This is a genomic window from Acinetobacter sp. NIPH 298 (genome assembly GCF_000369505.1).
GTDB lineage: Bacteria > Pseudomonadota > Gammaproteobacteria > Pseudomonadales > Moraxellaceae > Acinetobacter.
In genome coordinates, this window is the sequence record NZ_KB850055.1 from 472936 (window position 1) to 497877 (window position 24942).

Annotated in this window: 26 protein-coding genes; 7 read left to right on the top strand and 19 right to left on the bottom strand. The window is 40.5% G+C overall.

Going from position 1 to position 24942, the window contains the following annotated elements; all coding sequences use genetic code 11:
- Window positions 1-86: 86 nt before the first annotated feature.
- The 4 genes from ruvB to F903_RS07135 all read right to left on the bottom strand — a co-directional run bounded on the left by ruvB (window position 87) and on the right by F903_RS07135 (window position 3500).
- A complete protein-coding gene (gene ruvB, locus F903_RS07120) occupies window positions 87-1082 on the bottom strand; it encodes a Holliday junction branch migration DNA helicase RuvB (RefSeq protein WP_004668912.1) in 996 nt (331 codons plus the stop codon).
- An 18-nt stretch (window positions 1083-1100) separates the two neighbouring features.
- Complete coding sequence (gene ruvA, locus F903_RS07125) at window positions 1101-1703, bottom strand: Holliday junction branch migration protein RuvA (protein WP_005195785.1); 603 nt, start codon at window positions 1701-1703, stop codon at window positions 1101-1103.
- 107 nt (window positions 1704-1810) lie between these two features.
- Window positions 1811-2134, bottom strand: coding sequence for a hypothetical protein (locus F903_RS07130; RefSeq protein WP_005195787.1), 324 nt, complete (start codon window positions 2132-2134; stop codon window positions 1811-1813).
- A gap of 25 nt (window positions 2135-2159) precedes the next feature.
- Window positions 2160-3500 (bottom strand): deoxyguanosinetriphosphate triphosphohydrolase, encoded by a 1341-nt coding sequence (locus F903_RS07135; RefSeq protein ID WP_005195788.1) that lies wholly within the window; start codon window positions 3498-3500, stop codon window positions 2160-2162.
- A 396-nt stretch (window positions 3501-3896) separates the two neighbouring features.
- Here F903_RS07135 and purL point away from each other — a divergent pair, with 396 nt between their 5' ends.
- Together purL and F903_RS07145 are read left to right on the top strand one after the other, a co-directional pair.
- Window positions 3897-7727, top strand: a complete 3831-nt coding sequence (gene purL, locus F903_RS07140; protein ID WP_005195789.1) for a phosphoribosylformylglycinamidine synthase — start codon at window positions 3897-3899, stop codon at window positions 7725-7727.
- A gap of 70 nt (window positions 7728-7797) precedes the next feature.
- A complete protein-coding gene (locus tag F903_RS07145; protein ID WP_034595114.1) occupies window positions 7798-8208 on the top strand; it encodes an NUDIX hydrolase in 411 nt (136 codons plus the stop codon).
- Window positions 8209-8212: 4 nt separating this feature from the next.
- On the opposite strand, the gene F903_RS07150 is transcribed toward F903_RS07145, so the two are convergent.
- A complete protein-coding gene (locus F903_RS07150) occupies window positions 8213-8806 on the bottom strand; it encodes a DUF3885 domain-containing protein (protein WP_005195791.1) in 594 nt (197 codons plus the stop codon).
- 147 nt (window positions 8807-8953) lie between these two features.
- Here F903_RS07150 and F903_RS16925 point away from each other — a divergent pair, with 147 nt between their 5' ends.
- Window positions 8954-9085, top strand: a complete 132-nt coding sequence (locus F903_RS16925) for a KGW motif small protein (RefSeq protein WP_005195792.1) — start codon at window positions 8954-8956, stop codon at window positions 9083-9085.
- A 62-nt stretch (window positions 9086-9147) separates the two neighbouring features.
- Window positions 9148-9462: a YqfO family protein gene (locus F903_RS07155; protein ID WP_005195794.1), complete on the top strand. Its 315-nt coding sequence runs from the start codon at window positions 9148-9150 to the stop codon at window positions 9460-9462.
- A gap of 268 nt (window positions 9463-9730) precedes the next feature.
- Here F903_RS07155 and F903_RS07160 read toward each other — a convergent pair whose 3' ends face one another.
- From F903_RS07160 to F903_RS07180, 5 genes are all read right to left on the bottom strand, one after another.
- Window positions 9731-10495, bottom strand: a complete 765-nt coding sequence (locus F903_RS07160; RefSeq protein WP_005195796.1) for a nitroreductase family protein — start codon at window positions 10493-10495, stop codon at window positions 9731-9733.
- Between the two features lie 193 nt (window positions 10496-10688).
- Window positions 10689-12410 (bottom strand): fructose-specific PTS transporter subunit EIIC, encoded by a 1722-nt coding sequence (locus F903_RS07165; RefSeq protein WP_005195798.1) that lies wholly within the window; start codon window positions 12408-12410, stop codon window positions 10689-10691.
- Window positions 12397-13347 (bottom strand): 1-phosphofructokinase, encoded by a 951-nt coding sequence (gene pfkB / locus F903_RS07170; RefSeq protein ID WP_005195801.1) that lies wholly within the window; start codon window positions 13345-13347, stop codon window positions 12397-12399. Before pfkB ends, F903_RS07165 begins: the two co-directional genes overlap by 14 nt.
- Complete coding sequence (gene ptsP / locus F903_RS07175; RefSeq protein ID WP_005195803.1) at window positions 13340-16192, bottom strand: phosphoenolpyruvate--protein phosphotransferase; 2853 nt, start codon at window positions 16190-16192, stop codon at window positions 13340-13342. The genes pfkB and ptsP overlap by 8 nt, the downstream gene beginning before the upstream one ends.
- A gap of 299 nt (window positions 16193-16491) precedes the next feature.
- Window positions 16492-17292: an enoyl-CoA hydratase-related protein gene (locus F903_RS07180; protein WP_005195805.1), complete on the bottom strand. Its 801-nt coding sequence runs from the start codon at window positions 17290-17292 to the stop codon at window positions 16492-16494.
- A gap of 109 nt (window positions 17293-17401) precedes the next feature.
- Between F903_RS07180 and F903_RS07185 the strand changes: the two genes are divergently transcribed.
- On the top strand, window positions 17402-17977 hold the full coding sequence (locus F903_RS07185) for a nicotinate-nicotinamide nucleotide adenylyltransferase (RefSeq protein WP_005195807.1): 576 nt from the start codon (window positions 17402-17404) through the stop codon (window positions 17975-17977).
- A 12-nt stretch (window positions 17978-17989) separates the two neighbouring features.
- Here the strand turns inward: F903_RS07185 and F903_RS07190 are convergent, their stop codons facing one another.
- Window positions 17990-18910, bottom strand: coding sequence for a LysR family transcriptional regulator (locus tag F903_RS07190; RefSeq protein ID WP_005195809.1), 921 nt, complete (start codon window positions 18908-18910; stop codon window positions 17990-17992).
- 126 nt (window positions 18911-19036) lie between these two features.
- Between F903_RS07190 and F903_RS07195 the strand changes: the two genes are divergently transcribed.
- Together F903_RS07195 and F903_RS07200 are read left to right on the top strand one after the other, a co-directional pair.
- Entirely contained in the window at window positions 19037-19240 is a 204-nt protein-coding gene (locus tag F903_RS07195) for a 2-hydroxymuconate tautomerase family protein (RefSeq protein WP_034595116.1), read from the top strand.
- A gap of 13 nt (window positions 19241-19253) precedes the next feature.
- Window positions 19254-19649, top strand: a complete 396-nt coding sequence (locus tag F903_RS07200; RefSeq protein WP_005195813.1) for a nuclear transport factor 2 family protein — start codon at window positions 19254-19256, stop codon at window positions 19647-19649.
- Between the two features lie 9 nt (window positions 19650-19658).
- Here F903_RS07200 and F903_RS07205 read toward each other — a convergent pair whose 3' ends face one another.
- From F903_RS07205 to dapD, 8 genes are all read right to left on the bottom strand, one after another.
- Window positions 19659-20021: a glyoxalase superfamily protein gene (locus F903_RS07205; RefSeq protein ID WP_005195815.1), complete on the bottom strand. Its 363-nt coding sequence runs from the start codon at window positions 20019-20021 to the stop codon at window positions 19659-19661.
- 11 nt (window positions 20022-20032) lie between these two features.
- Complete coding sequence (locus F903_RS07210; protein WP_005195824.1) at window positions 20033-20602, bottom strand: CAP domain-containing protein; 570 nt, start codon at window positions 20600-20602, stop codon at window positions 20033-20035.
- Window positions 20603-20723: 121 nt separating this feature from the next.
- Window positions 20724-21188 carry a peroxiredoxin gene (locus F903_RS07215; RefSeq protein ID WP_005195834.1) on the bottom strand — a complete coding sequence of 155 codons (465 nt, stop codon included), beginning with the start codon at window positions 21186-21188 and terminating at the stop codon, window positions 20724-20726.
- A 10-nt stretch (window positions 21189-21198) separates the two neighbouring features.
- A complete protein-coding gene (locus F903_RS07220) occupies window positions 21199-21888 on the bottom strand; it encodes a Dph6-related ATP pyrophosphatase (RefSeq protein WP_005195836.1) in 690 nt (229 codons plus the stop codon).
- A 93-nt stretch (window positions 21889-21981) separates the two neighbouring features.
- Window positions 21982-22398 (bottom strand): hypothetical protein, encoded by a 417-nt coding sequence (locus tag F903_RS07225; RefSeq protein WP_004668884.1) that lies wholly within the window; start codon window positions 22396-22398, stop codon window positions 21982-21984.
- A gap of 22 nt (window positions 22399-22420) precedes the next feature.
- Window positions 22421-23098: a 7-cyano-7-deazaguanine synthase QueC gene (queC, locus tag F903_RS07230; RefSeq protein WP_212749527.1), complete on the bottom strand. Its 678-nt coding sequence runs from the start codon at window positions 23096-23098 to the stop codon at window positions 22421-22423.
- Between the two features lie 83 nt (window positions 23099-23181).
- A complete protein-coding gene (gene queE / locus F903_RS07235) occupies window positions 23182-23892 on the bottom strand; it encodes a 7-carboxy-7-deazaguanine synthase QueE (RefSeq protein WP_005195840.1) in 711 nt (236 codons plus the stop codon).
- Window positions 23893-23988: 96 nt separating this feature from the next.
- Window positions 23989-24810 (bottom strand): 2,3,4,5-tetrahydropyridine-2,6-dicarboxylate N-succinyltransferase, encoded by an 822-nt coding sequence (dapD, locus tag F903_RS07240; protein WP_005195842.1) that lies wholly within the window; start codon window positions 24808-24810, stop codon window positions 23989-23991.
- Between the last annotated feature and the right edge of the window lie 132 nt (window positions 24811-24942).

A 24942-nucleotide genomic window follows, 5' to 3' on the forward strand; every position in this document is an offset into this window, starting at 1 on the left:
GAAAAAGGATTTATGAGAGAAGTCTAAAATAGTCTATATATTATATTAATCACTTTATTATAAGAAGAATTTTATTGATTTTTATCTTATTCAGGCGGTGTCAAACCAAACTGTAAATATGCCATATTGGTTGCGATACGACCACGTGCGGTTCGCATCACATAACCTTGTTGGATTAAATAAGGCTCAATTACATCTTCCAATGTTCCACTATCTTCTGCCATAGCTGCGGCTAAGGCCTCAACACCAGTCGGTCGTCCTTCAAAACGTTCTAGAAGCATAGATAAATAACGGCGATCTAAAGTATCTAAACCATCTTTATCGACATTGAGCATATCCAAAGCGCGTTGTGCCATGTCTTGCGTTACTTCACCATTGCCTTTGACTTGTGCATAGTCACGGACACGACGTAATAAGCGATTGGCAATACGTGGTGTGCCACGCGCACGACGCGCAATTTCTGTTGAACCTTCTTTAGTTATCGGCACATCCATCAGGTTGGCAGAGCGTGTGACAATATGAGTGAGATCCGCGACCGAATAAAATTCTAAACGTTGCACAATACCGAAGCGGTCACGTAAAGGCGAGGTGAGTAGACCTGCACGTGTTGTTGCAGCGACCAAAGTGAATGGGGGGAGGTCTAATTTAATTGAGCGAGCAGCAGGACCTTCACCAATCATAATATCGAGTTGGTAGTCTTCCATCGCTGGATAAAGAATTTCTTCAATCACTGGAGATAGGCGATGAATTTCGTCAATAAATAAAACGTCACCTTCTTCAAGATTGGTTAGCATTGCAGCTAAGTCACCTGCACGTTCTAATACAGGCCCAGAGGTTGACTTTAAATTACCACCCATTTCACGTGCGATAATATTTGCGAGTGTCGTTTTCCCCAATCCTGGTGGACCGAAAATCAAGGTATGGTCTAAGGCTTCACCTCGTCCACGTGCAGCCCCAATAAAGATTTCCATTTGCTCACGCACTACAGGCTGACCAATATAGTCGGCTAATGAGGTTGGACGAATGGCACGATCAAAATGATCTTCAGGTTTTTCAGAACCACTGATTAAACGGTCTTGCATAATTGATTCGTTCTATCTTTATTTATTCAATGATTTAAGCGCAGCACGGATGATATCACTTGCTTCGGTAAATTCGGCTTTAACGGATTGAATCAGCTTTTGTGCTTCAAGTGGTTTATAGCCTAATGATTGTAAAGCAGCTTCAGCTTCAGCAACAGCAGAGTTTCCAGTGAATTGTATTTGAGTTGATGCTGAGTTATTCGAAGTTGTATGAGTTGAAAATGCTTTGAAACGATCACGTAGTTCAATCATCAAGCGTTCAGCGGTCTTCGCGCCGACACCAGGAACTTTTACCAATGTTTTGACATCACCATTTTCAACGGTATTTATCAGCATATCCACGCTCAAGGTTGAAAGAATACCGAGCGCCATTTTAGGGCCAACGCCATTGACTTTAAGTAAGGTGCGGAAAATGGTTTTTTCATTGGTATCAATAAAACCATAGAGTTGTTGAGCGTCTTCACGAACCACCAAGTGCGTCCATAAAGTCACTTTCTGTCCTTTTTGTAATTGGCAAAATGTTGAAAGTGGCGTATCAATTTCATAGCCGACACCATTTACATTCAGTAATACAGTTGGGGCTTCTAAGGCAAACACTTCGCCAATTAAACATCCGATCATGAGGTATATTTCACTATTTTATAAATGATTGAAGTTGTAGGGTAAAAGCAAAAAAGGTTTCTTACTTAATCTAAATAATCTGGTATTGTGTGCTTGAACAGCATTATTTACTCATCAATGACATCAAGAACTTCTGGGTTATGGCTATATATTTGAATTAAAGCACGAACAAGCTTGTTGTAATCTTTAAATCTAATATCAAAATAAAAGTGCTCTAGCGTATAATCCGATTTTACTAAATGGATACCATCACGCATAAGTGAAATTTCAGCTATGTGATTGTAGCCACCATTACTTTGGTTATTAAACTCGAAATACACTTTACTACATTCTTTACCATCAAGTTCTTTCCGCCATAGTAAATATTCTGAATCAGATAGAAACATACTTACAGTCAAAACTCTATTTTTTACTGATTCGCTATATTTCATAATCTAAAAGCTCGATCTTACATCACTAAAAGAAACCTATTTTATTGCCTTTCAGCTCTTGTGCCAAACTATAGGCTTGGTGGTCAGAGAACTTACTAATAATATCCAAGACCTGCATAATATTTTGATAATGATTGCTTTGGAAATTTGCCCCTGAGTGCTGCAAAATCGAAAGCAAACGCTGTTCTTTAAAACTTAAGCTCTTATGTGGCATGGTCAATGGAACAAAAGCATCTAAAATCGTTTGTAAGCTTTGATGTGCAATAATTTCCAAACCTGATTTTTGTGGATGTTCAAAGATCCGATCTCGGGCAAGATTTTTTGCAGTTTGAATGCCTGCTTCGATATCAGGGGAGCAGTATTGTAAAAGGCTACCTTTCAGCTGACCTGTCAAGATTTCATAATGGTGCTTGGCAAATGCTGAGCTGACTTCTTCGACGAGACGCTTCATGACACGTCCACGTAAAGCTGCGATTTTTTGTTGCCATGTGGTGTGGGGTAAATACAACTCTTCGGGATGACCAAAGTCGGCAATTAAATTCAGGAATATTGGCTCGACTTCATCATAGTCCAACATGTTTAAAATAATGCCATCTTCTAAATCAATCAGCGCATAGCAGATGTCATCTGCTGCCTCTAATAAATAAGTCAATGGATGACGACAATAATGATATTCACCGAGTTGGATTAATCCTAGTTGTTCAGCAAGCTGTTTTAAAATTTCTTTTTCAGATTGATAACAACCAAACTTTGCTCTTTGGTGAGATGGGATATCACCTTGTGCTTCAATGGTTTTGGACAACCACGGATATTTAAGATAAGCCCCTAAAGTGGCACAAGTAAGTCGCATACCACCATCGTCAGGATGATAATCAATACGACTTAATAAGCGAAGACCTTGTGCATTACCTTCGAATTGACGTACATCTGCGGCTTCTTCTGGAGTCAATTTTGTAAGAAAGTCTCGATGTGAGGCATCATCAAACCATTCTCGAATGGCATATTCGCCCGCATGCCCAAAAGGTGGGTTGCCAATATCATGGGCTAGACAGGCTGCTTGAATAATTGCACCGACATCCGCAGGCGAAATCCATACAGGTAGTTCATCTTTAATTTTTTCCGCCGCGAGCATGCCTAAAGAGCGTCCGATGCAAGATACTTCCAGCGAATGGGTTAAACGTGTGTGGATACCATCGTGTTGGGTAAGCGGGTGAACCTGTGTTTTTCTATTCAGTTGACGAAAGCTTTGGGAAAATATAATTCTGTCATAATCTTTATGAAATGGACTTCGAGCCAATTCTGAACTGCTTTTTTTACTACCTAAACGAATTGCAGAAAGCAATTCCAACCAACGCATTTGTTCCATGTATCATGATTCACTATCTATTCACGATCATCATGCCAAAAAAAATATCAAAGCACTAGGGTAGAGCGACATAAGTTGTCTTAGATCAGTCTGCGTCATAAATGTCGAGATGAATAGAAATATAACACATCGTGATAAGTGCTTATCCAAACTGGAAATTATTAAAAAAGATGCAGCAAAAATTAGTGATATTGAGTGTTTTACAAACTAAAAGAATTGTTACGAATACAGTAACAGTCATAAAGCTAAAAGGAATTCGCTCATTTACAGCAGAAAACTCTAGTTTTTAAGATGGATATGGCTAGCTGAAAAGAGCCTTTCACAGTAGAATATGCGCTCTTTCATAAGTCACATTGCGGTGGGTCTGTTCGATCTGCCCGTGGAGCCAAAGTCAACATGTTTATCGTGGCCGGTGCATCAGCACATTCTTCTTTTAAGAAAGCTCAACTCTTAAACCGTTTAACGTCAATGAGTTCTGTTCAATCTTTTGACAGCCAGTGGGTTTATTTGTTTGATCAAGCGCTCAACGAGCAGCAGTATCAATCGGCATTACAACTATTAAACGATGGTCAATCTTTTGAACTTCGCCAAGCTGCAAGTGATGAAATCCAGATTTTAGTGACACCACGTGTTGGCACAATCTCGCCGTGGTCATCTAAAGCAACCGATATTTTCCAAAACTGTAATACCCCGATTCATCGTTTAGAGCGTGGTCTTTTATTTACCTTAAAAGGGGTAAAAGAGATTTCGAATGAAGTGAAATTGGTATTACATGACCGCATGACAGAAAATGTTTTTGCTCAAATTGAAGATGCAACTGCACTGTTTTCTGAAACCGCACCAAAACCGTTGAACTCGATTGATATTTTGGGTCAAGGTAAAGATGCACTAGTTAAAGCCAATAATGAATTTGGTTTTGCACTCTCTGATGAAGAAATTGATTACCTAGTGGCAGCATTTTCTAAGTTGGGTCGTAATCCAAATGACATCGAATTGATGATGTTTGCACAGGCAAACTCTGAACATTGTCGTCATAAAATCTTTGGTTCTGAATGGACAATTGATAGTGAGAAACAACCATTATCATTGTTCCAAATGATTAAGAACACCTATAAAGAATCTCCAAACGATGTGTTATCAGCTTATAAAGATAATGCTTCTGTGATCGTCGGTTATGACACCATGCGTTTTTACCCAAAAGCGGATGAAAATGGTCACTTCGTATATAAATATAAGAGCCAAGCAGCTCACATCTTAATGAAGGTTGAAACCCACAACCATCCGACCGCAATTTCTCCATTCGCTGGTGCTGCAACTGGTTCGGGTGGTGAAATCCGTGATGAAGGTGCAACAGGTCGTGGTGGTAAACCTAAAGCAGGTTTAACTGGCTTTACGGTTTCTAACTTAAATATTCCGGGCTTTGAACAACCTTGGGAAGATAACTACGGCAAACCTTCACGTATGGCATCGCCATTACAAATTATGATTGAAGGTCCATTAGGCGGCGCGGCATTTAACAATGAGTTTGGTCGTCCTGCGCTGAATGGTTATTTCCGTACTTTCGAACAGAATGTAAATGGTGAAGTGAAAGGCTTCCACAAACCAATCATGATCGCAGGTGGTTACGGTAATATCCGTCCTGACCATGTGGAAAAAGATGCGATTCAACCGGGTGACTTACTCATTGTGTTGGGTGGCCAAGCAATGTTGATCGGTCTAGGTGGTGGTGCTGCATCTTCTGTAGACAGTGGTACGATGGGTGAAAGCCTTGATTTCGCTTCAGTACAACGTGAAAACCCAGAAATGGAACGCCGTTGCCAAGAAGTGATTGATACGTGCTGGCGCTTAGAAGACTTTAACCCAATCGTTTCTGTACATGATGTCGGTGCGGGTGGTTTATCAAATGCAATGCCTGAACTTGTGAACGATCACGAGTTAGGTGCGGTGCTCAATCTTCGTAAGATTCCATCATTAGAGCCGGGCATGAGCCCAATGGAAATCTGGTCAAATGAAGCGCAAGAACGTTATGTACTTGCGATTCGCCCAGAGTCTTTAGCACAATTTGAATCAATCTGTGCACGTGAACGTTGTCCATTTGCTGTATTGGGTGAAGCGACAGAAGCACGTCATTTAACCGTTGAAGATCCATTGTTTCAAAACAATGCAGTCGATATCCCAATGCAAGTGATGTTGGGTGGTACGCCACGTATGCAACGTGCGTATGAAACCATTGAACGTACAGGCACTGACTTTGATGCATCAAAAGTTGATTTGAAAGATGCGATTTTCCGCGTATTGAAGAATCCTACAGTGGCATCTAAATCGTTCTTGATCACCATTGGTGACCGCTCGATTACTGGTATGGTTGCACGTGATCAAATGGTTGGCCGTTGGCAGGTTCCTGTTGCAGATGCAGCGGTAACGACGACAAGCTTGCAAGGCTTCACAGGTGAAGCAATGGCAATGGGTGAACGTCCACCAGTTGCATTGTTAAATCCTGCTGCATCTGCTCGTTTGGCAGTTGCGGAAGCGATTACTAATATTGCATGTGCCAACATCGAACAAATCAGTGATATCAAACTTTCTGCAAACTGGATGGCTGCGGCTGGTCAAAAAGGTGAAGATCAAGCGTTGTTTGAAGGTGTGAAAGCGATTGGTATGGAAATGTGTCCTGCATTGGGCATCGCTATTCCAGTGGGTAAAGACTCACTTTCAATGCGTACCACGTGGAATGATGGTGAAGACAAAGCGGTCACTTCTCCAATGACAGGTGTGATTACTGCATTTGCACCAGTTTTAGATGTACGTAAAACATTAACACCTGAACTTAAGAACTTAGAAGACTCAGTACTTGTACGTATTGATTTATCTAAAGGTCAGTTCCGCCTAGGTGGTTCGATCCTTGCTCAGGTTTATAAAGCAATCGGTTCTGTTACCCCTGATGTCGATAGTTTTGATGACTTCAAAGCATTCTTTGCATTGATTCAAGATTGGAACAATCGTGGTTTGATCAAGGCTTACCATGACATCGGTGATGGTGGTTTATTAGCGACTGTTGCTGAAATGATGTTTGCTTCACGCTTAGGTGTTGCTCTAGAAAATCAATCAACTGAAAGCTTATTTGCTGAAGAAATTGGTGCAGTTCTACAAATCACTGCTGCTGATTGGGCGCAATTAGAATCAGAAGTTGCAGCGTCAAGTTTGAAAGATGCCATCGCTGTTGTTGGTCGCGTGAACACAACTGATCAATTGGTTGTAAATGGTTTAACTTTAGAACGTGCTGAATTACAACAAGCATGGGCTGAAGTATCACATCAGATCCAGCGTTTACGTGATAACGTTGAAACGGCTGATCAAGAGTTTGCCTTAATTGCAGATTCAAACCACAAAGGTTTAATTGCACAAGCAACCTATGACTTAAATGAGCCTGTAGAAGCGCCATTTATCAATACACGTCGTCCAAGTATGGCAATCTTGCGTGAGCAAGGTGTCAACGGTCATGTCGAAATGGCGGCTGCTTTTGATAAAGTCGGTTTCAATACCATCGACGTACATATGAGTGACTTGCTTGCTGGTCGTGTGAGCTTAAGTGATTTTGAAGGCTTAGTGGCATGTGGCGGTTTCTCATACGGTGACGTAATGGGTGCTGGTGGTGGTTGGGCGAAGTCAGTATTGTTCAACGCGAAACTACGTGATCAGTTTGAACAATTCTTCCATCGTGAAGATACCTTCAGCTTAGGTGTGTGTAACGGCTGTCAAATGATCTCTCAACTTGCACCACTGATTCCGGGTGCAGAGCATTGGGGACGTTTCCATCGCAACATGTCAGAAGTATTTGAAGCGCGTGCAGTCAATGTTCGTGTAGAGAAATCGGTATCTATCTTGCTTGAAGATATGCAAGGTTCAATTTTACCGATCGCAGTTGCGCATGGTGAAGGTCGTTTAGTTGCAACTGAACAACAACTTGCAGCTTTAAATGCTGAGAACCAAGTGGTGTTACGTTATGTGGATAGCTTGGGTAATCCAACTCAGCACTATCCGTTGAACCCGAATGGTTCACCTGAAGCGATTACAGGCTTAACCTCTAAAGATGGTCGTGCGACAGTGATGATGCCGCATCCAGAGCGTAACTTCCGTGCTTTACAGCATTCTTGGAAGCCTGAAGATTGGGCTGAAGATGGTGCTTGGTTGCGTATGTTCCGCAATGCCCGTAAATTTATTGGTTGATGTGACTTAATCATAAGAGCCACCTTTAGTTTATAAATTAAAGGTGGCTTATTTTTTTGCGATAAAAATGATGAAAAAAATAGTTCCAGTTGTGATTAGAAGCTCTGATCAAGGTTTAGAAATATTAGCTTTTCAGCATCCACTTGCTGGAATTCAATTAGTGAAAGGTACAATAGAGCGAGATGAGCCGTATGAACAAGCTGCTGTCAGAGAGCTATTTGAAGAATCTGGATTAGTGGCTGAACCAAATCCAAAGTTTATTGGAAATCTTGCAATTAAATTGAGTCGACAAGATTGGTATTTTTATGTATGTCAAATAAGAACTGAGATGCCAGAGATGTGGATACATCATTGTCAGGATGGTGGCGGTTTAGATTTTGAATTTTTCTGGCATCCTTTATACCAACAGCCAGATGATAATTGGCATATAACGTTTCAAGAGGCCTTAGGTTTTATTAAGGAAAAACAAGATTTATTTTAATATCCTATAGCCCATCTTCTCTTGGCGAAAGCCAATCCGTGTATTTATCTCTTAAAGCATTTCTTTTTGCATCATTAAAAATAATAAAATCAATACCACCATCGTAGGGAGCAACAATGATGTTTTGCTCAAAAGAAATTATAAAAGCGCGAACTTCATCATCAGCGATCTTCTTCAATAAGTCATCATGTTGATTGGTTTGCCAAGTTGCTTCTATGGTACATGGCCTAAAGAAATGATCTTCATCTTCTCCATCATAATATTCAGGATTAGCTTGGGTTAAGTTGATTTCCTGCTCTAAATGAAATTTGTAGGGGAGTATAAAGGCTGGATCATAAGCTTTAATGTTTCTGCCAAATGTAAAGTAATGACCCGAAACGATGAATATAGAAGCATCATCCCCCAAGCAGTCTGTAATGATGTCATTATGTCGATCTAATAACAATTCATATTCGGCAGTCGTATCCGCATACCTTTTTGATTCGGGCAGGCTATGAATTCTAAACCAAGACTGTTGAAAGTATTGAACTAGATAATGAGAAATTGGGAGTTTGTTGGGATAGAACTGATCCCATTGAGATTGAAATGATGTGCTCATATTTTGAAATCGAAGAATTTAGTAATATATTATTAATATAAGTTGGCATAGTTTATTTAAGAAGTATAGCTTCAGATCAATTTTGCTTTTAAAAAACTGGTTCAATTTTTGCTTTCTCAATAATGATCATAAAAATCGGAGAACAATATGATGAAAAACGAAAATCACATAAGAATCATCTATAGCAAAGACAAAGGTTGGTTTTTGTTTGGCTTAACCATTGTCATCCAAATTTTATTTATCTTTGTGAGTTATCTTGTGATGAATATTTCACTTTGATTTTTCTTTATTTTTAAGGCTATGATCTAGCTAAATTCGTAAAGATCAAAGCTGCTAAACATATGCTAAAACTTATCTACTACGTACCTGAATCACATCTTGAATCAACTAAACAAGCCATATTTTCAGTTGGTGCAGGTGGGATAGGGAATTATGAACACTGCGCATGGCAAGTGAAAGGCATCGGGCAGTTTAAGCCCGTTAAAGGTGCAAATCCATTTTTAGGGCAGTTAGATGAATTAGAGCAACTCGAAGAATGGCGTGTTGAAACGATTGTCCCAGAAGAAAAAGCCAGTTATGTGGTAAAGGCATTAAAGGCAAGCCATCCTTATGAAGAGCCTGCCTTTGAGTTTATCCAAATATTAGATATTGAATAATTAGGGTCTGCTGACATTTCAGCCATGCATTGCGTTATCGGCTAAAACGACATAAACAAGGCATGAAACGCAGGCAATGGTGACCCCCTTGTCAAGTTTCATAACACAGTTTAGGGAAGTTTTAGCCATAACCCTACGGGACAGGGAAATTTTTTGCCGCTTCTGCGTTATGTTTTGCTTACTTAGAATGACTAAGTTTCGCAAAACATGCCTTGTACCGTCTAAAAAATGTCCTCTGTCGCAAGCATCTGTGAAATGCCAACAGACCCTATACTTTTTGAATAAATAGGTCACGGTCAAAGCGGTACTGCGGGAAGAACACACCATCTTCTGCTCGTTCACCTGCGCTAATCACCATCACTGGATGTTGTTGATCACTTAGGTTTAAGATTTTACGGACCAAAGGCTCATCGAATCCTTCCATCATACAACTATCAAAACCATAGGCACGTAATGCCAATACAAAATTTTCACATGCTAAAGCAGTTGTTTTAGTCGCCCATAGTTTTGCATCGGCAGGGTTAAATGCAGTCACAGGAAGTTGTTTATCCAGTGTGCGGGCAACCTTAAATGCAACTTTCTTAAAATTACCCAATGCATTGAAGTAACCAGTTTTATAGTTATATGGAATAAAACGATAATACTTTTGTACAGCAGGTGGTGCTTCAGGGAAAGGGAACTCAGTGATATTCAGTTTTGCCATTTCATCAATGCGATCCGTACGAGCGACACATACGATCAATTCAGGTGCTGTTTTCGCCGCAAGTTGGTTTAAACATGCTTTGACCAGTTGTTTTTTCTTGGCTGGACTTTGCACAACGTAAAACGTCCAAGGTTGTAGATTCGATGAGTTGGGCGCAAGCAATGCCAAATCCAAACATTCATCTAAAATTTCGCTTGGAATCGGTTTATCGGTAAATTTACGTACTGAACGACGGCTTTCAACGACTTTGCGGAAGTTGGCAACATCAATGTCTTGTGGCGCAGGTTCGTAATAGCGTTTTTTTTCGGAAGATGTTTTTTGGGTTGTCATGAGTTCGATATTTTCCTAAATATTTATTCTTCTATTGGGACATTCCGACAAAAACCAACTGATGAAGTGAACAAGTTACTTTTTTATAAAAATATTGAATCATTAAATTTTTTTAGAATCAAAAAAATCTAAATAAAGAAGCAAGTTACTCAAGGGGAATAACTTGCTTTTAAAATCAAAAATGATATGAAGATTAAGCCGTTGTAGTTTCTAGTTTCGGTTCTGGACGTTTGAGTAATGCATAACTGATTCCTGTAATACAGCTACCCGCTGTAATTGCAGCGAGGTACAGCCACGCATGATTAATCGCATTTGGAATAAGTAAAACAAATACGCCGCCATGTGGTGTAACCAATTCACAGTGGAATAAGGCGACCAATGCACCTGTAACAGCACCACCTAAAATACAAGCAGGAATCACACGCATCGGATCTTTAGCAGCAAAGGGAATTGCACCTTCCGAAATAAAACATAGACCTAGTACAAAGGCAGCTTTGCCAGCATCACGTTCACTTTGATTGAATTTATTCTTTGCTAACAAGGTTGCAATCGCCATACCAATGGCTGGAACCATACCGCCAGCCATGGTCGCCGCCATTGGCATATAGGTATTTGTCGTGAGTAGTCCTACGGTAAAGGCATAAGCTGCTTTATTAATTGGACCGCCCAAATCAATACACATCATTGATGCGAGTACAATTCCCATTAAAACAGCATTGGTTGTGCCCATATTGTTGAGGAAATCTTTCATCATCTCAAAGATATGTGCGACTGGCTGTCCAACCACATAGTACATAATCAGACCTACTGATAGTGTGCCTAAAAGCGGAATGATCAGAATAGGTTTTAATGACTCCAAACTGGTTGGCAATTTGATTTTCTGGGCAAGAAATAAGGCAATATAACCTGCGAGGAAACCTGAAACGATACCCCCGAGGAAACCTGCATCCAGTTGTGTGGCAATTAAACCACCAATCAAACCAGGTGCTAAGCCTGGGCGGTCAGCGATTGAATAGGCAATATAACCAGACAGCATCGGCACCATCAAGGTAAATGCGGCTGCACCGATTTGTTTTAATATATAAGCTAAGCTTCCTGTTTCTTCCGCTGCATTCAGCCCGAAACAAAGTGATAGCGCAATTAAAAGACCGCCTGCCACGACCATCGGTAGCATGAAAGACACACCTGTTAGTAGGTGCTTATAAACGCCAGTTTTTTCTTGGGTTTTATTTTCTGCTGTTTGTTTACTTTGTTTTGATGATTCGAGAACGATTGCTTCACTGATTGCTTCGGCAAATGCTTTATCTGTTTGTTTCAGCGCAAAGCCTGTACTACATCGATAAACACGTTTCCCCACAAATCGATCGGTATTCACTTCAATATCAGTGGCTAAAATCACAATATCCGCTGCGGCAATGGCTTCATCAGTGAGGATGTTTTTTGCACCTACAGAGCCTTGTGTTTCAACATCAATCTGATAGCCAAGTTTATTTGCACCTTGTTGTAATGCTTCGGCAGCCATAAATGTATGCGCAACACCCGTTGGGCAAGCAGTAATCGCAACAAAACGTTGCGCTTGCTGTGTGTTGCTCAATTGAGTTTCAGCTTTCAGTTGGTCAATCGGCTGCGCATGCGCTAAAGCATATTCAAAAGCTTGTTCAATCTCTTGATTCGCTTGTTCCAGTGAAATAGTGACGACTGGATAGGCTTTAAATGGGTCAAGTTGAGTCGGTGTCTGACCAATAAAAATAACTTTACTAAATGCAATGTCAGGAATTTGATCTTTTACTGAAATGGTATGACTTTCAAAATCTTGTTGTTTCGCAAGCTGCGCCAATTTTTTTGCCAGAATCAATGCATCAACAGGATTTTGAGGATGATTGATGACCAATAAGAGAGAGTTAAGGGTTTGCATCAGATTCACTCAAGGTTTTGATCGTTGTGTGTTGTTTTAAATCAGCTAAAAGTTCAGGGGTTGGAACACGAAAGCCCACCTGAGTTACGGCATGACTGGCAATTGCCGTTGCTGTTGCTAGGATATCGTCTGTCGATAACTGGTTCGCTAGTCCATGAATCATGCCAGCCAAAAGGGAATCTCCAGCACCTACAGTACTTTTCACATGTACTTGAGGTGGTTGTGCAGCATAAGCTTTGTTTTGATGAAGCCAATGTACGCCATGTTCACCCATTGAAATGACGATATGTTCAATTTGAGAATTGAGTGATTTGAATAAGTGTTGTTGATCTTCAAGACTTTCAACAGACACCCCAAAACTTTCTTGTAATTCATCGGTGTTGGGTTTGATCATCCACGGATTCATGGCGATCGCAGCCGTTAAAGCTTTTCCACTCGTGTCTACAGCAACAGGTTTGTTTGGTATGTGTAGGATTTGCATGAGTTGTTTTAAATCATCCACGCCAAAGCCCAATGGTAGGCTACCCGCAATCACTACATAATCTACTGAGTCGCTACATTGTTGAATACGTTTGAACAATGCTTGTTTATCTTCGGTAGATACTTGAAAGCCTTGACCATTAATATCGGTCATTCGCCCAGACTGTTCAGCAATTTTGATGTTTTGGCGAGTTTCACCCTCAATATAGATAAATTGGTCGTCAAACTGCATCGCTTGAAAATGCTGCTTAAAGAGCATTTGATTTTTAGTGCCTAAAAAACCAGACACAATCAATTCATGTCCTAAATCATGTAGCACTTGGGCAACATTAAGTCCTTTACCTGCGGCATGATATTGAATGTTCTGCTGACGATTGACTTCGCCGATACGTAACTGTTCAAGTTCGATGGTGGCATCAATCGCAGGGTTGAGGGTAATGGTTAAAATTTTAGCCATGTGTTTGCTCCACGAATGATCGAACGGCAGGCGCACTTTCACATTTGAGTGCGTGTTGGGCAAGCTGTTGGCAGTCAGCAAAATTAAGCTGACGAATTTGTGCTTTCACTAGCGGAATACTGGACGCTGACATACTGAGTTCATCCACACCTAAACCCAGTAAAACCGGCACAGCTTTTGGATCAGCTGCAAGTTCACCACAGACACCGACCCATTTTTGATTCGCATGGGCTGCACGTACAGTTTGATCAATTAACATTAAAATACTTGGGTGGAGTCCATCAGCTTCGGCAGATAAAATAGGATGTCCGCGATCGATCGCTAACGTGTATTGGGTTAAGTCATTTGTGCCGATACTGAAAAAATCGACTTCTTTTGCAAGCAAGGGTGCGATTAAGGCTGCTGATGGAACTTCAATCATAATGCCGACTTCGAGGTTCGGGCAGGGATGCTTAAGCAAAACCTCATCTAAAATTGCTTTAGCAGCGCGCCATTCTTCAATACGTCCGACCATTGGAAACATGATTCTTAAAGGGCGATCATCCGCAGCACGAACCAATGCCATTAATTGTTGACGTAATAATTGTGGTTTACGTAAGGTTAAACGGATACCACGCACACCCAAGAAGGGGTTTTCCTCAGCATCTATCGGTAAGTAAGGTAACGGTTTATCACCACCGACATCTAAAGTACGGACTACCAAAGGTCGACCAGCCAAGGTATCTAATACATGGCGGTACTCTTTTTCTTGTACGTCTTCGTCAGGTGCTTGGCGATGCGCCATAAAGACTAACTCAGTGCGTAATAAACCAATTGCTTCTGCACCGTAGTTCACCGCTTTTTCAGTATCTAAAATTTTACCAAGATTAGCTGCCACTTCGACTCGATGCTGATCTAAGGTAATAGCTGGCTCGTGACAATGTTGCTCAGCTTCATGACGACGTTGATGTTGTAACTCACGTTCTTGGATAGCATCGTCAATCTGTGCTTGAGATGGATTGATTTCAAATGCACCTGTATCGCCATTAATCAACACCGTTGTATGTGGAGCAATATCTAATACCGCTTTACTTGCACCCACAACCGCAGGAATGCCTAAAGCACGAGCAACAATGGCACTATGCGCACTTGCACCGCCAATTGCGGTCAGAATGCCTGCAACACGGTCTTTATTCAGACGAGCAACATCACTTGGCCCAACATCATGCATGATTAAAATATAGGGTTGTTCAGGTTCTTGAGCCACCACTTCATCACATAAAACTGCTAAGACTTTGTCTCCAATATCACGCAAATCTGCAGCACGTTCAGCGAGTAATCGATCAGGTAAAGCAGCTTGGGCTTGAGCTGCTTTTTCAATATATTCGTACCATGCAGTTGGGGCAGTTAGGTTCTGATTCAGTGCTTGGTGAACTTGTTGGATCAGGTCAGGATCATCCAATATTTCCAGATGTGCCATGAAGATCTGTTTAATCTCATTGGCTTCAGTCTTTGCAATCAGTTGATGAAGGGTGTTTTTAACACTATGCAGCGCAATTTCTAGTTTTTCCTTTTCTGCCTTAACATTATTTCCAAAACGTTCATATTGAAAATGTTTAGGCTTGATTACATGCGCTGGACCAAAAGCGAGACCTGTCGATGCTGCTATTCCTATGGTTGGTGTTACGGTACTTTCTTCAAAATCAATGCTTGAGATTTGTTGAGTCGCTACTTTTTCTTCAATGGCTTCGACTTCTTCACCTAAACCTTGTTGAACGGCTTGAAGAATGATCGTGAGTCCCTCAACAGCATCAGTATTTGGTTCAGCAATGAAAGTAAGTGTTTGACCATATTTACAACCAAGCGCGAGCAACTTAGTTAAGCTTTTGGCTGAAATAAATTGTCCACCATCAACAGCAACTCGAATATCACCTTGATAGGTTTTGGTAAGATTGACAAGTTGAGTCGCAGGGCGGGCATGCAGTCCGTGAGCATTTGCCAGAATAATACTTTGTGATGGCCAATCTGGAATTGTTTCTGCACCTACGAGCTTAGCAATGTCTTGGCGATGATGCTGATCACTGAGTTGTTGCTGGATTTGTGGTTGAAATAATAAATCCAGCAAACGTTGTAATTGTGGGTAATTTAATTGTTCATGTTGAGCAATACAGATCAAGGTTTGAATTTGACCGTTTTTAAAATCGATGGCTTGATCTGCTTTGACGATACTCACTGCAGATTGGGAAACATAATTTTTCGCTGAAATAGACCAAAGCGTATCTTGGATTTGGATGAGATTTTTAGGATCAAGTTGGCTAATGAAACCTGCTTCAACTAATTTTTGTTGTTTGAGTAATTTATTTGCTGACCATAAGAAATCATCAATATCAGTCATTTGAATTTGAGTTTCGATCAAATTTTCATGCAAAACCAGTGTTTCAGGTTGAGCCTGTAAAATCTCAATAATTTGCGCTGCACTTTTAGCGTGTTGGACTTGATCTGAAACATCTTGAGAAAGTGCACGAGTCAGAATTTGTAAAACTTGTAAATGCTCATCAGACTTTGCGGCAATGACAACTGCCAAATAGACTTTGTTTTCACCATCCCAAACCACACCTTCAGGAAAATGTGCCAAGCGAATCCCTGTTTCTAAAATAAACTCACGGGATTGAGGTGTGCCATGAGGGATCGCGATCCCTTGGCCCAAATAAGTTGCACTTTGGGCTTCACGTGCATGTAATCCAGATAAATAATCTGCTTTGACTAATTGATCTTGAACCAAAATATTGGCTAAACATTCGAGTGCTTCTGCCTTATCCTTAGCAGATTGATTCATATGTACATGTTGTGGTTCAAGTACAAACATAAAACATCCTTTGGTGATGAAAATAATAGTCTCTGTTAAGGCCACGCTCAGACCTATCAACAAAGATATTTTTAGAGTAACCGTTTATGTCACATGCAGCCGTACCAGCGGTCAACAGCGCACGTCAAAGATAAAAAAAAGAAGCTAATTTCCACTTCATGTCCGAGACAATCATGGTTTAGCTTCTTAATTTAAACTTTAACAGATGCTCAAAAAGATATCGAGGTGAAAATCTTACAAATTTCCCTGATGATACATTTTATAAACATCTATTTAGGTTGTTTTTTGTGCAGATGTACTTAATTAAACTGAGAAAAATCAGGCTTACGCTTTTGCATAAAGGCTTGAACCGCTTCCATCATTTCAGGTGAGCGTACACGCTGCATAAAGATTTCTGCTTCTTCATCGACACATGCGATGATTTCAGCAAGGTCTTTTTTCATGAGTGCTTTTGTTTGTTTGATTGAAGCCAATGGTAGAGCAGCTAGATGTTGTGCTGTTTGTTGAGCAGTTGCATATACATCTTCAACCACATCATTCACAAGGTTTGCTTTTACCGCAGTAGCCGCATCAAATTTCTTTGCTGTAAATAACAGCTCAGCAGCTTTTTGATAGCCTGCTTGCTTAACCAGTAAACGACTTGCTGCACCTTCAGGAGACAAACCTAGGCTCACAAATGGAATTTGGAATAGGGCAGTGTTGTCAGCAAATACGAGATCAGCATGGAGTAAAATCGTAACGCCAATACCAATTGCAACACCTTTTACAGCGATAATTAGTGGTTTAGAAAAACGAGCAGCTGCTTTTAATAATACAAACGGTGGTTGATCGCCAGCTTTTCCTTCATAAGGCTTTTGCATAAAGCCCATAAAGTCTTTCATATCATTACCCGCAGTAAAATCTTGTTCCGCACCACGGAAAATCACCACACGAACATTTTTATCGGTATCTGCTTCATCAAATGCTTGTGCAATCCAAAGATAAAGCTCACCATAAAGCGCATTTTTAGCTTCTGCGCGGTTAATGGCTAAGGTGAGTACGCCATCTTCTAAATTTGCTTGCAAATGTGGATGAGGTTGTTGAATACAGCTAAGTGTCATCGTACTATCCTTGCTTTAAACCGTCTTGTTAATTTTTAAGTGTTCATTATGTCGCATCTTACTGCAATTTGGTGTAACTGATGAGTTCATAAAAAGTGAATTTCTATTTATGTACAAATTTGACTATCTTGTTTTTATTGGACGATTCCAGCCGTTTCATTTGGCGCATATGTTGACCATTGAAATTGCGTTGCGACAAAGTCAGCATGTGGTTCTTGCTTTAGGCTCAGCACAAGCAGAACGAAATATTAAAAATCCTTTTCTCGCCAGTGAAAGGGAGGCCATGATATTGTCAAATTTTGGAGATGAAGATAAACAACGCATCCATTTTGTACATGTGATTGATGTTTATAATGACGAAAAGTGGGTTAAACAAGTTAAGAGTCTGGTGAATCAAGTGGTTCAACCAAATTCAAAAGTCGGTTTAATCGGTCATTTTAAAGATGAATCCTCTTATTATTTACAATTATTTCCAGAATGGACCATGGTTGAGTTAGAGAGTCTAAAAGCGTCTTTGTCAGCAACGCCGATGCGCGAAGCTTACTATCGCGGCGAAATCAAAACTCAAGCTTTTCCAAAAGGCAGTATTCAATTTTTAGAAAAATTCCAAAAGACGCCAATCTATACCGCATTGCAGCAGAAGTTTTTGGCAGGTGATCACAGTAATTTAGATCTTATAGAATGAGTCTATTAAAAATTATGCAATATCTGCTTTTAAATGCGTGACTAAAAAATCAATAAACGCACGGATATGTGCCGATGCATATTTTTGTGACGGATAGAGTAGGGAAAATGGCCGTGTTGTTCCTGAAAATGGCTGCAACACTTCTATTAAGTGCCCATTTTCGATATCTTGTTCAACGATAAAACGATAAGTCTGTAGCAGGCCTGCACTTTGTTTTGCAAGCGTAACCGTACCTAAAATATCATCTAAACATCGTAATTTCCCTCTAGTTCGATACTCAATGATTTCATTTTCGACTTTAAATAGCCAAGGCACATTTTTGCCCGTACTGGGCAATATAAATTGTATGCATTCGTGCTGATCAAGTTCTTGGAGACTGTGTGGGGGTGTTTTTGATTCGAGATACTCGGGTGAAGCCACTACAACTAATGCGGCAAGCTCTAATGTCCGAGCAATCAAGTTAGAGTCTTTTGGATGACGCCCACGAATCGCTAAATCAAAGCCTTCACCAATAAAGTCGATATTTGTATTGGTCAATTGAATATCAATTTGAATCTCAGGATAACGCTGCATAAACAAAGGTAATAACGGCAATACTCTATAGTGTCCATATGGCGTAGGCACACTCATACGAATTTGCCCGCTGAGTTGCTGGTGTTGATTTTTTAATATTTGTTCTGCATCAATGATCTGATTTAAAGCGTTTCTACATTGTTGAAAATAAAGCTCACCACTATCTGTTAGTCGAACTTGGCGCGTGCTACGGATAAAGAGTTGCGTATTTAAGCGTTGTTCAAGTCGAGCGATAGATCGGCTAACAGCAGCAGGCGTTAAGCCAGCCACATTTGCTGCTTGACTAAAGCTTTTTCGTTCAGCCACTAAACAAAATAACTCTACGCTACTCAGCATGATTCTTTTGAGTTGTTGTGTCATTTATTACACCATGTAAGAAATGATTTGATTTGTATGCTATTTAATCACACTGATGTAAAGAATACGATAAGCATCAGTTGATGAATTTATTCCTCAACTGAACAACTTTTTGATGAGGAAATAATGATGCCCTATATTTTGATACAGGTTACTGACGAAGGCGTGACCGTGGCGCAGAAACAGCAATTAATTCGTGGTGCGACTGATTTAGTGGTCGATGTGCTCAACAAAGATCCAGCAACAACCTTTGTGGTGATCGATGAAGTCGCGACAGAAAATTGGGGAGTGGCTGGTGAGTCTGTTCAGCAGATGAGACAGCGTATCAGATAGATGAGAGCAAAAAATGTCTAAACAAAGTGAGCAAGACCACGCTGACATAGCAGCAATACGATTGCAGTTGCAAAGGTATTTTGATGGTCTATATCGCAGCGATGTGGCTTTACTCAATCAGGTCTTTCATCCAGATGCCGTATATATTTGTGTTACGGATCAGCCCTTACTGAAACTGACGTTAGACGAGTATTTCCCAATCGTTGAACAGCGGATTTCACCTGCTTCAAAACAACAGTTGAGGCAGGATAAGATCATTTCGATCAATATCATCAGTGCAAAAACAGCAATCGCTCATGTTGAATGTGCGATTGAACCGAAATATTTTTATGATGTCTTAACCTTTATCTGTGATAAAGGTATTTGGAAAATTATAACCAAAGTGTTCGATTATCAAGTGATTGAATAGATTGAAATGCTAAGCATCTTCCCAAAAAATTAGACGGTTAGAAAATGGGTCTGTGATGCTCAGTTCAAGTGTTTCCCAATCCGTTTTTTCAATTTGTGGTTTGGCAAGCTTATAGTCTTTTACATTTAGTTCTGCATGTAGCAAACTTATATTTTCCCAGTAAATACGGATAGCACTGTGTGGACTTGCATCACCAAAATGTTCGGATAAGTGAATAATGCAATCACCTTTAGAAATCTGTAAATAAACAGGGAAGTTATCTCCGAAAGTGTGCTGCCAGTCGATGTTAAACCCGAGATAATCCATGTAAAAAGATTGGGCGACTTCGATATTAAAGATACGAAGAATAGGGGTGATTGAACCAGTTTGCATGATTATTCCTTTTAGCGAACACCAAATTGTTGGGTCCAGTAATTGCTTGGTTGCTTTGCTTGGTCAGAGGCGCAAGCGATTGCGTAATCCGTAAATTTAGGGTGCATGATATTGCTACAGTGTACTGGGCTGGTTAGCCATTTTTGGGTAACGTCATTCAGATTCTGATGACCACGCGCTACATTTTCACCACCACCACGACCTTTGAATTGAGATTGTTGTAACCGCGCTTTTAGATCGAGTCCTGTGCTGCTGACGTGCCCTAAGAAATTATGATTCGTCATATCTTTGCTGTGAGCAAAGGCATTTTGATATAACGGATTATTCCAAACTAAAGGTGCAGCGGCAGGGAAATGTCGTTGTCCACATTGGCGGGGCTGTTTTCGAATTTCATTGATCGCATTCAGCATTGCTTGTTGAAAGGCTGGATTTGATAAATCTTGACAACTGATTTCGGTGCTTGATTTTTGAGTTTGTGGGATGGATGCTGCGGTCGTTTGAGGAATACGGGATGAACTGGCACTACATGCAGTGAGCAGAATAAAAACAGGTGCTTGAATAAATGATTTTAGATGATTCATTGGTCAGCCCTTACTATAATTATTGTCATGTTTTGATCATAAGCTAAGCGCACGATATTGCACAATTCTCTTTAAAAAATAAAGTGAGCCGCAGACTCACTTTATGATAACGCTATCAAATTTATTGAGCAGCTTGTAGTGCTTTTAAATCCTCAAGCACTTGTTCCGCATGTCCAGCAGCTTTGACTTTTCGGTAGCTTTTTACCAATTGCTGATTATGGAAAATAAACGTTGAGCGCTCGATGCCCATAACTTGTTTGCCATACATGTTCTTTTCTTTGATCACATCAAAGTGTTTGCACAGCACTTCTTCTTTATCGCTAATTAGGTTAATCGTGAGTGCTTGTTTCTCTGTAAAATTCTGATGTGCTTTTACAGAGTCACGTGATACTCCGATAATTTGACAATTCAACGCATCAAACTGATCTTTCAAGCAAGAGAAGCCGACTGCTTGAGTGGTACAGCCCGGTGTTGAATCTTTTGGATAGAAATATAAAACCAACCATCCATTTGCGAGTTCAGCTAAATTAATTTCACCTTGCGTTGTTGGGAATGTGTGATTCGGTAGTTGGATATTCTCAGACATTTTTCATCCTTCAATCTATTTGATCTAATTCAAGTGGTAAGAAAGCGTATTCCTCATGATAAACAATATTGCCCTGACGTACAGGAATAGCTTTGTTAAAAATTGGACCATCAATCACAGTCGTATGAAACTCACCACCTTCGCCGCAAGGATCGATACCTCTATTTTCTAATGCTTGGATATATTCTAAGGTTAAGATTTGCCCCAAATCTTCAACCTGCATCCCGAGTTTGAGATTTACGGTGACGATGATACTGCGGAAGCCAAGGCAGATAAATTCTTCAACCACCTCTTTGTGCGGGCGTAACCAAAGTGGCATGCCGAGTTTTAGACCGACTTGCTGTGTTACACGATCATGCCAGCAACCATGTTGAGGCATATCTAAATCGCCTGTAACAAGCACTTCAGCACCTTGTTGCTTGGCTTGATTGAGCAGTTCTATAAATTTGTTTTCATAGTCAGTCCAACTCGAAGAGGCCATAAATACGGGTAAACCAATCGCATCGGCTTGTGCTTGAATTACTTCAAGGGGCATAGCATGCGAGCGAGAACGTTGTCCTTGTTCTTCCAACATGACGATTAACCCAGTCACTGTGCCTGTTTGCATCGCATGGTACAACGCAAGTGAGCTATCTTTGCCACCACTAAATGAGACAATGCATTGGTTGTTATGGGTATTGGTTTTCCACTGATCCTGCATGGTGTCATTCAACTTATTTAAAGATAAGTGGATTTTAGCAGAGCTATAAAAAAGCCTGCATAAAAATGCAGGCTTTCTTCGAACAACAAGGGCTTATTTTTTCGGCGCTTGTTGTTGAGCAGCTTTCATTGCTTCTTCAGTGAGCTTTTCTAACTTGCTTACAAGGGGCGCACCTAAGCAGTTTTGCAATTCTTTATTTTGCTGTTGTACAAAAGCTAAAGAACTTGGGCTTTTCTTGGCATTAATTGCACTTTGAATTTCCCATTTTTGCGCTTCGGTTACTTTTCCTTGAGCATCAATCTGACAGCCACAGAACTTGCTTACTTCTGCTGCTGTAAGTTTACCGCCTTTAGCAGTTTGATCTTTACATACATTGACCAATCCTGCTTTAACATTGGTACTTTTATATGCAGCTTCAAGTGGATTAGTATTTGCATGTGTCGCTGTCGCAACTAAAGCAGCAGCAGACATCATGGTAGAAAGAATAAGATTTGATTTTAAAAACTTCATATATATGTACCTAATTATTACCCTATATCGTCTGTTCAGTATAACGCGTAGGATCCGCAATACCTGCCTCGATAAAACCTTGATGACGTAAACGGCAACTGTCGCATTTGCCACACGCACGTCCTTGAGCATCTGCTTGATAGCAGGATACCGTTTGACTGTAGTCTACGCCATGTTCGATCCCTAAGCGTATAATATTCGCTTTGGATAAATGTAACAAAGGTGTTTCAATTTTAAGGGGTTTTCCTTCAACGCCAGCTTTTGTTGCAAGACGTGCAAGATTGGCAAAAGCGTCAATAAATTCTGGGCGACAGTCAGGATATCCTGAATAATCAACAGCATTGACCCCAATCACAATGGCTTCAGCGTCAAAAACTTCGGCTGCAGCGAGGGCATAAGATAAGAAAATGGTGTTACGTGCTGGAACATAAGTTACAGGAATACCTTCTTGTAATTGTTCTGGTATATCAATGTTGTGATCTGTAAGTGCAGACCCGCCTAGATTACCTAAATCAATATTAATCACACGATGTTCTACACCAGCACTTTGTGCAAGTGTTCTCGCCGCATCAAGTTCTGTGGTAGAGCGTTGCCCATACATAAAGCTTATGGCAACACATTCATAGCGAGCTTGTGCCCAAGCAAGGCACGTTGTTGAGTCTAAGCCGCCAGATAATAATACGATGGCACGTGAACGCATATTATTTTCCATGATTCAACCTAAAGATAAATTTATGACACTTCTCATTTTGAAAGTATAAGAAGTACGACGAGAGACAGATTTTAACGACCAGATTCATCATTCCATAACAGTTTATGTAACTGGAGTTGGAAACGAACGGGGAGATGGTCATCTAAAATCCACTGCGCTAAATCACGCGCAAAAGCGGGTAAAACAGCAGCACCTTTTTCAACTGCGAAAGCAGGAGAGAACCACACTGTACTTACTTTCGTTTGTAGCTGGAACTGTTCAAGTTGTTGCTTTGACCATTCATAATCAGCGCGATTACAGATCACAAATTTGATCTGATCATGCTGGGTTAAATAGTCAAAATTGCTGAATAAATTACGATGATCTTCTTTAGATGTTGGTGTTTTTAAATCGAGCACTTTTGAAACACGAGGATCAACTTTAGAGACATCTAAAGCGCCACTGGTTTCTAGAGAAACTTCAAAACCAAGATCACATAATCGTTGTAATAAGATCAAACAATTCGGTTGTGCAAGCGGTTCACCACCTGTGACACAAATATAAGGTGTTTTGAACTGGTTAGCAGTTTCGATGATTTGTTCAAGGGATAAACGCTCACCACCTTCAAAAGAGTAAGTGGTATCACAATAGCTGCAACGTAATGGACAGCCTGTTAAGCGAATAAAAACAGTGGGTAGACCAAAAGTATTCGCTTCGCCTTGCAAAGAATAAAAAATCTCGGTAATGCGTAAACCAGCCGCAGGGTCAGAGACAGGAATTGCAGAAGAACGTAAGGAAGCCATATAATCAGAACCACACCATATAAAAGAACAAAATCTCTACGACCATGACTGATCGTAGAGACGCAAGACGACTAAAGTTGCGTAATAGGGATTAAATTAGTCAGCGCGTAATAAGTCGTTTAGACTTGTTTTAGCGCGAGTTTTCGCATCTACTTTTTTCACGATGATCGCAGCGTAAAGACTGTATGTACCACACTTAGATGGAAGGCTGCCCGCAACCACAACAGAACCTGCTGGTACGCGGCCATAATGTACTTCACCCGTTTCACGATCAAAGATTTTTGTCGATTGACCAATGAAAACACCCATTGAAATGACTGAGCCTTCTTCAACAATGACGCCTTCAACGATTTCTGAGCGCGCACCGATAAAGCAGTTGTCTTCAATGATTGTTGGATTTGCTTGTAATGGTTCTAAAACACCACCGATACCTACGCCACCTGACAAGTGAACATTTTTACCGATTTGAGCACATGAACCTACAGTTGCCCAAGTATCTACCATGGTGCCTTCATCTACATAAGCACCAATATTGACATAAGAAGGCATTAACACGACGTTTTTCGCTTGGAAGCTACCACGACGCGCAACAGCAGGTGGTACAACACGAACACCAGCAGCTTTAAACTGTTCTTCAGTCCAGCCTGAGTATTTAGTTGCGACTTTGTCATAAAAACGAAGATCACACGCTTCGATTGGCGTATTGTCATTCAGCTTAAATGAAAGTAAAACTGCTTTTTTTAACCATTGGTGGACAACCCACTCACCATCGATCTTTTCAGCAACACGAAGTGTACCGTTGTCTAAACCAGTCAATGCTTCTTCAACAGCTTGACGGATTTCGGTAGGGCAATCCGCTGCACTATAGTTGGCACGGTCTTCAAATGCTTGCTCAATGATTGTAGAAAGCTGAGACATGATCTTCCTTCTTCCAAAAAAATTTTGTTGATTTTACACTAGTTTGAACCAAGAATCTTTGAAAAAAGTTGTTACAATAAAATGATTAAAATTTATGCAATATGTTTGTCATAAAATGAAATATATTGTTTT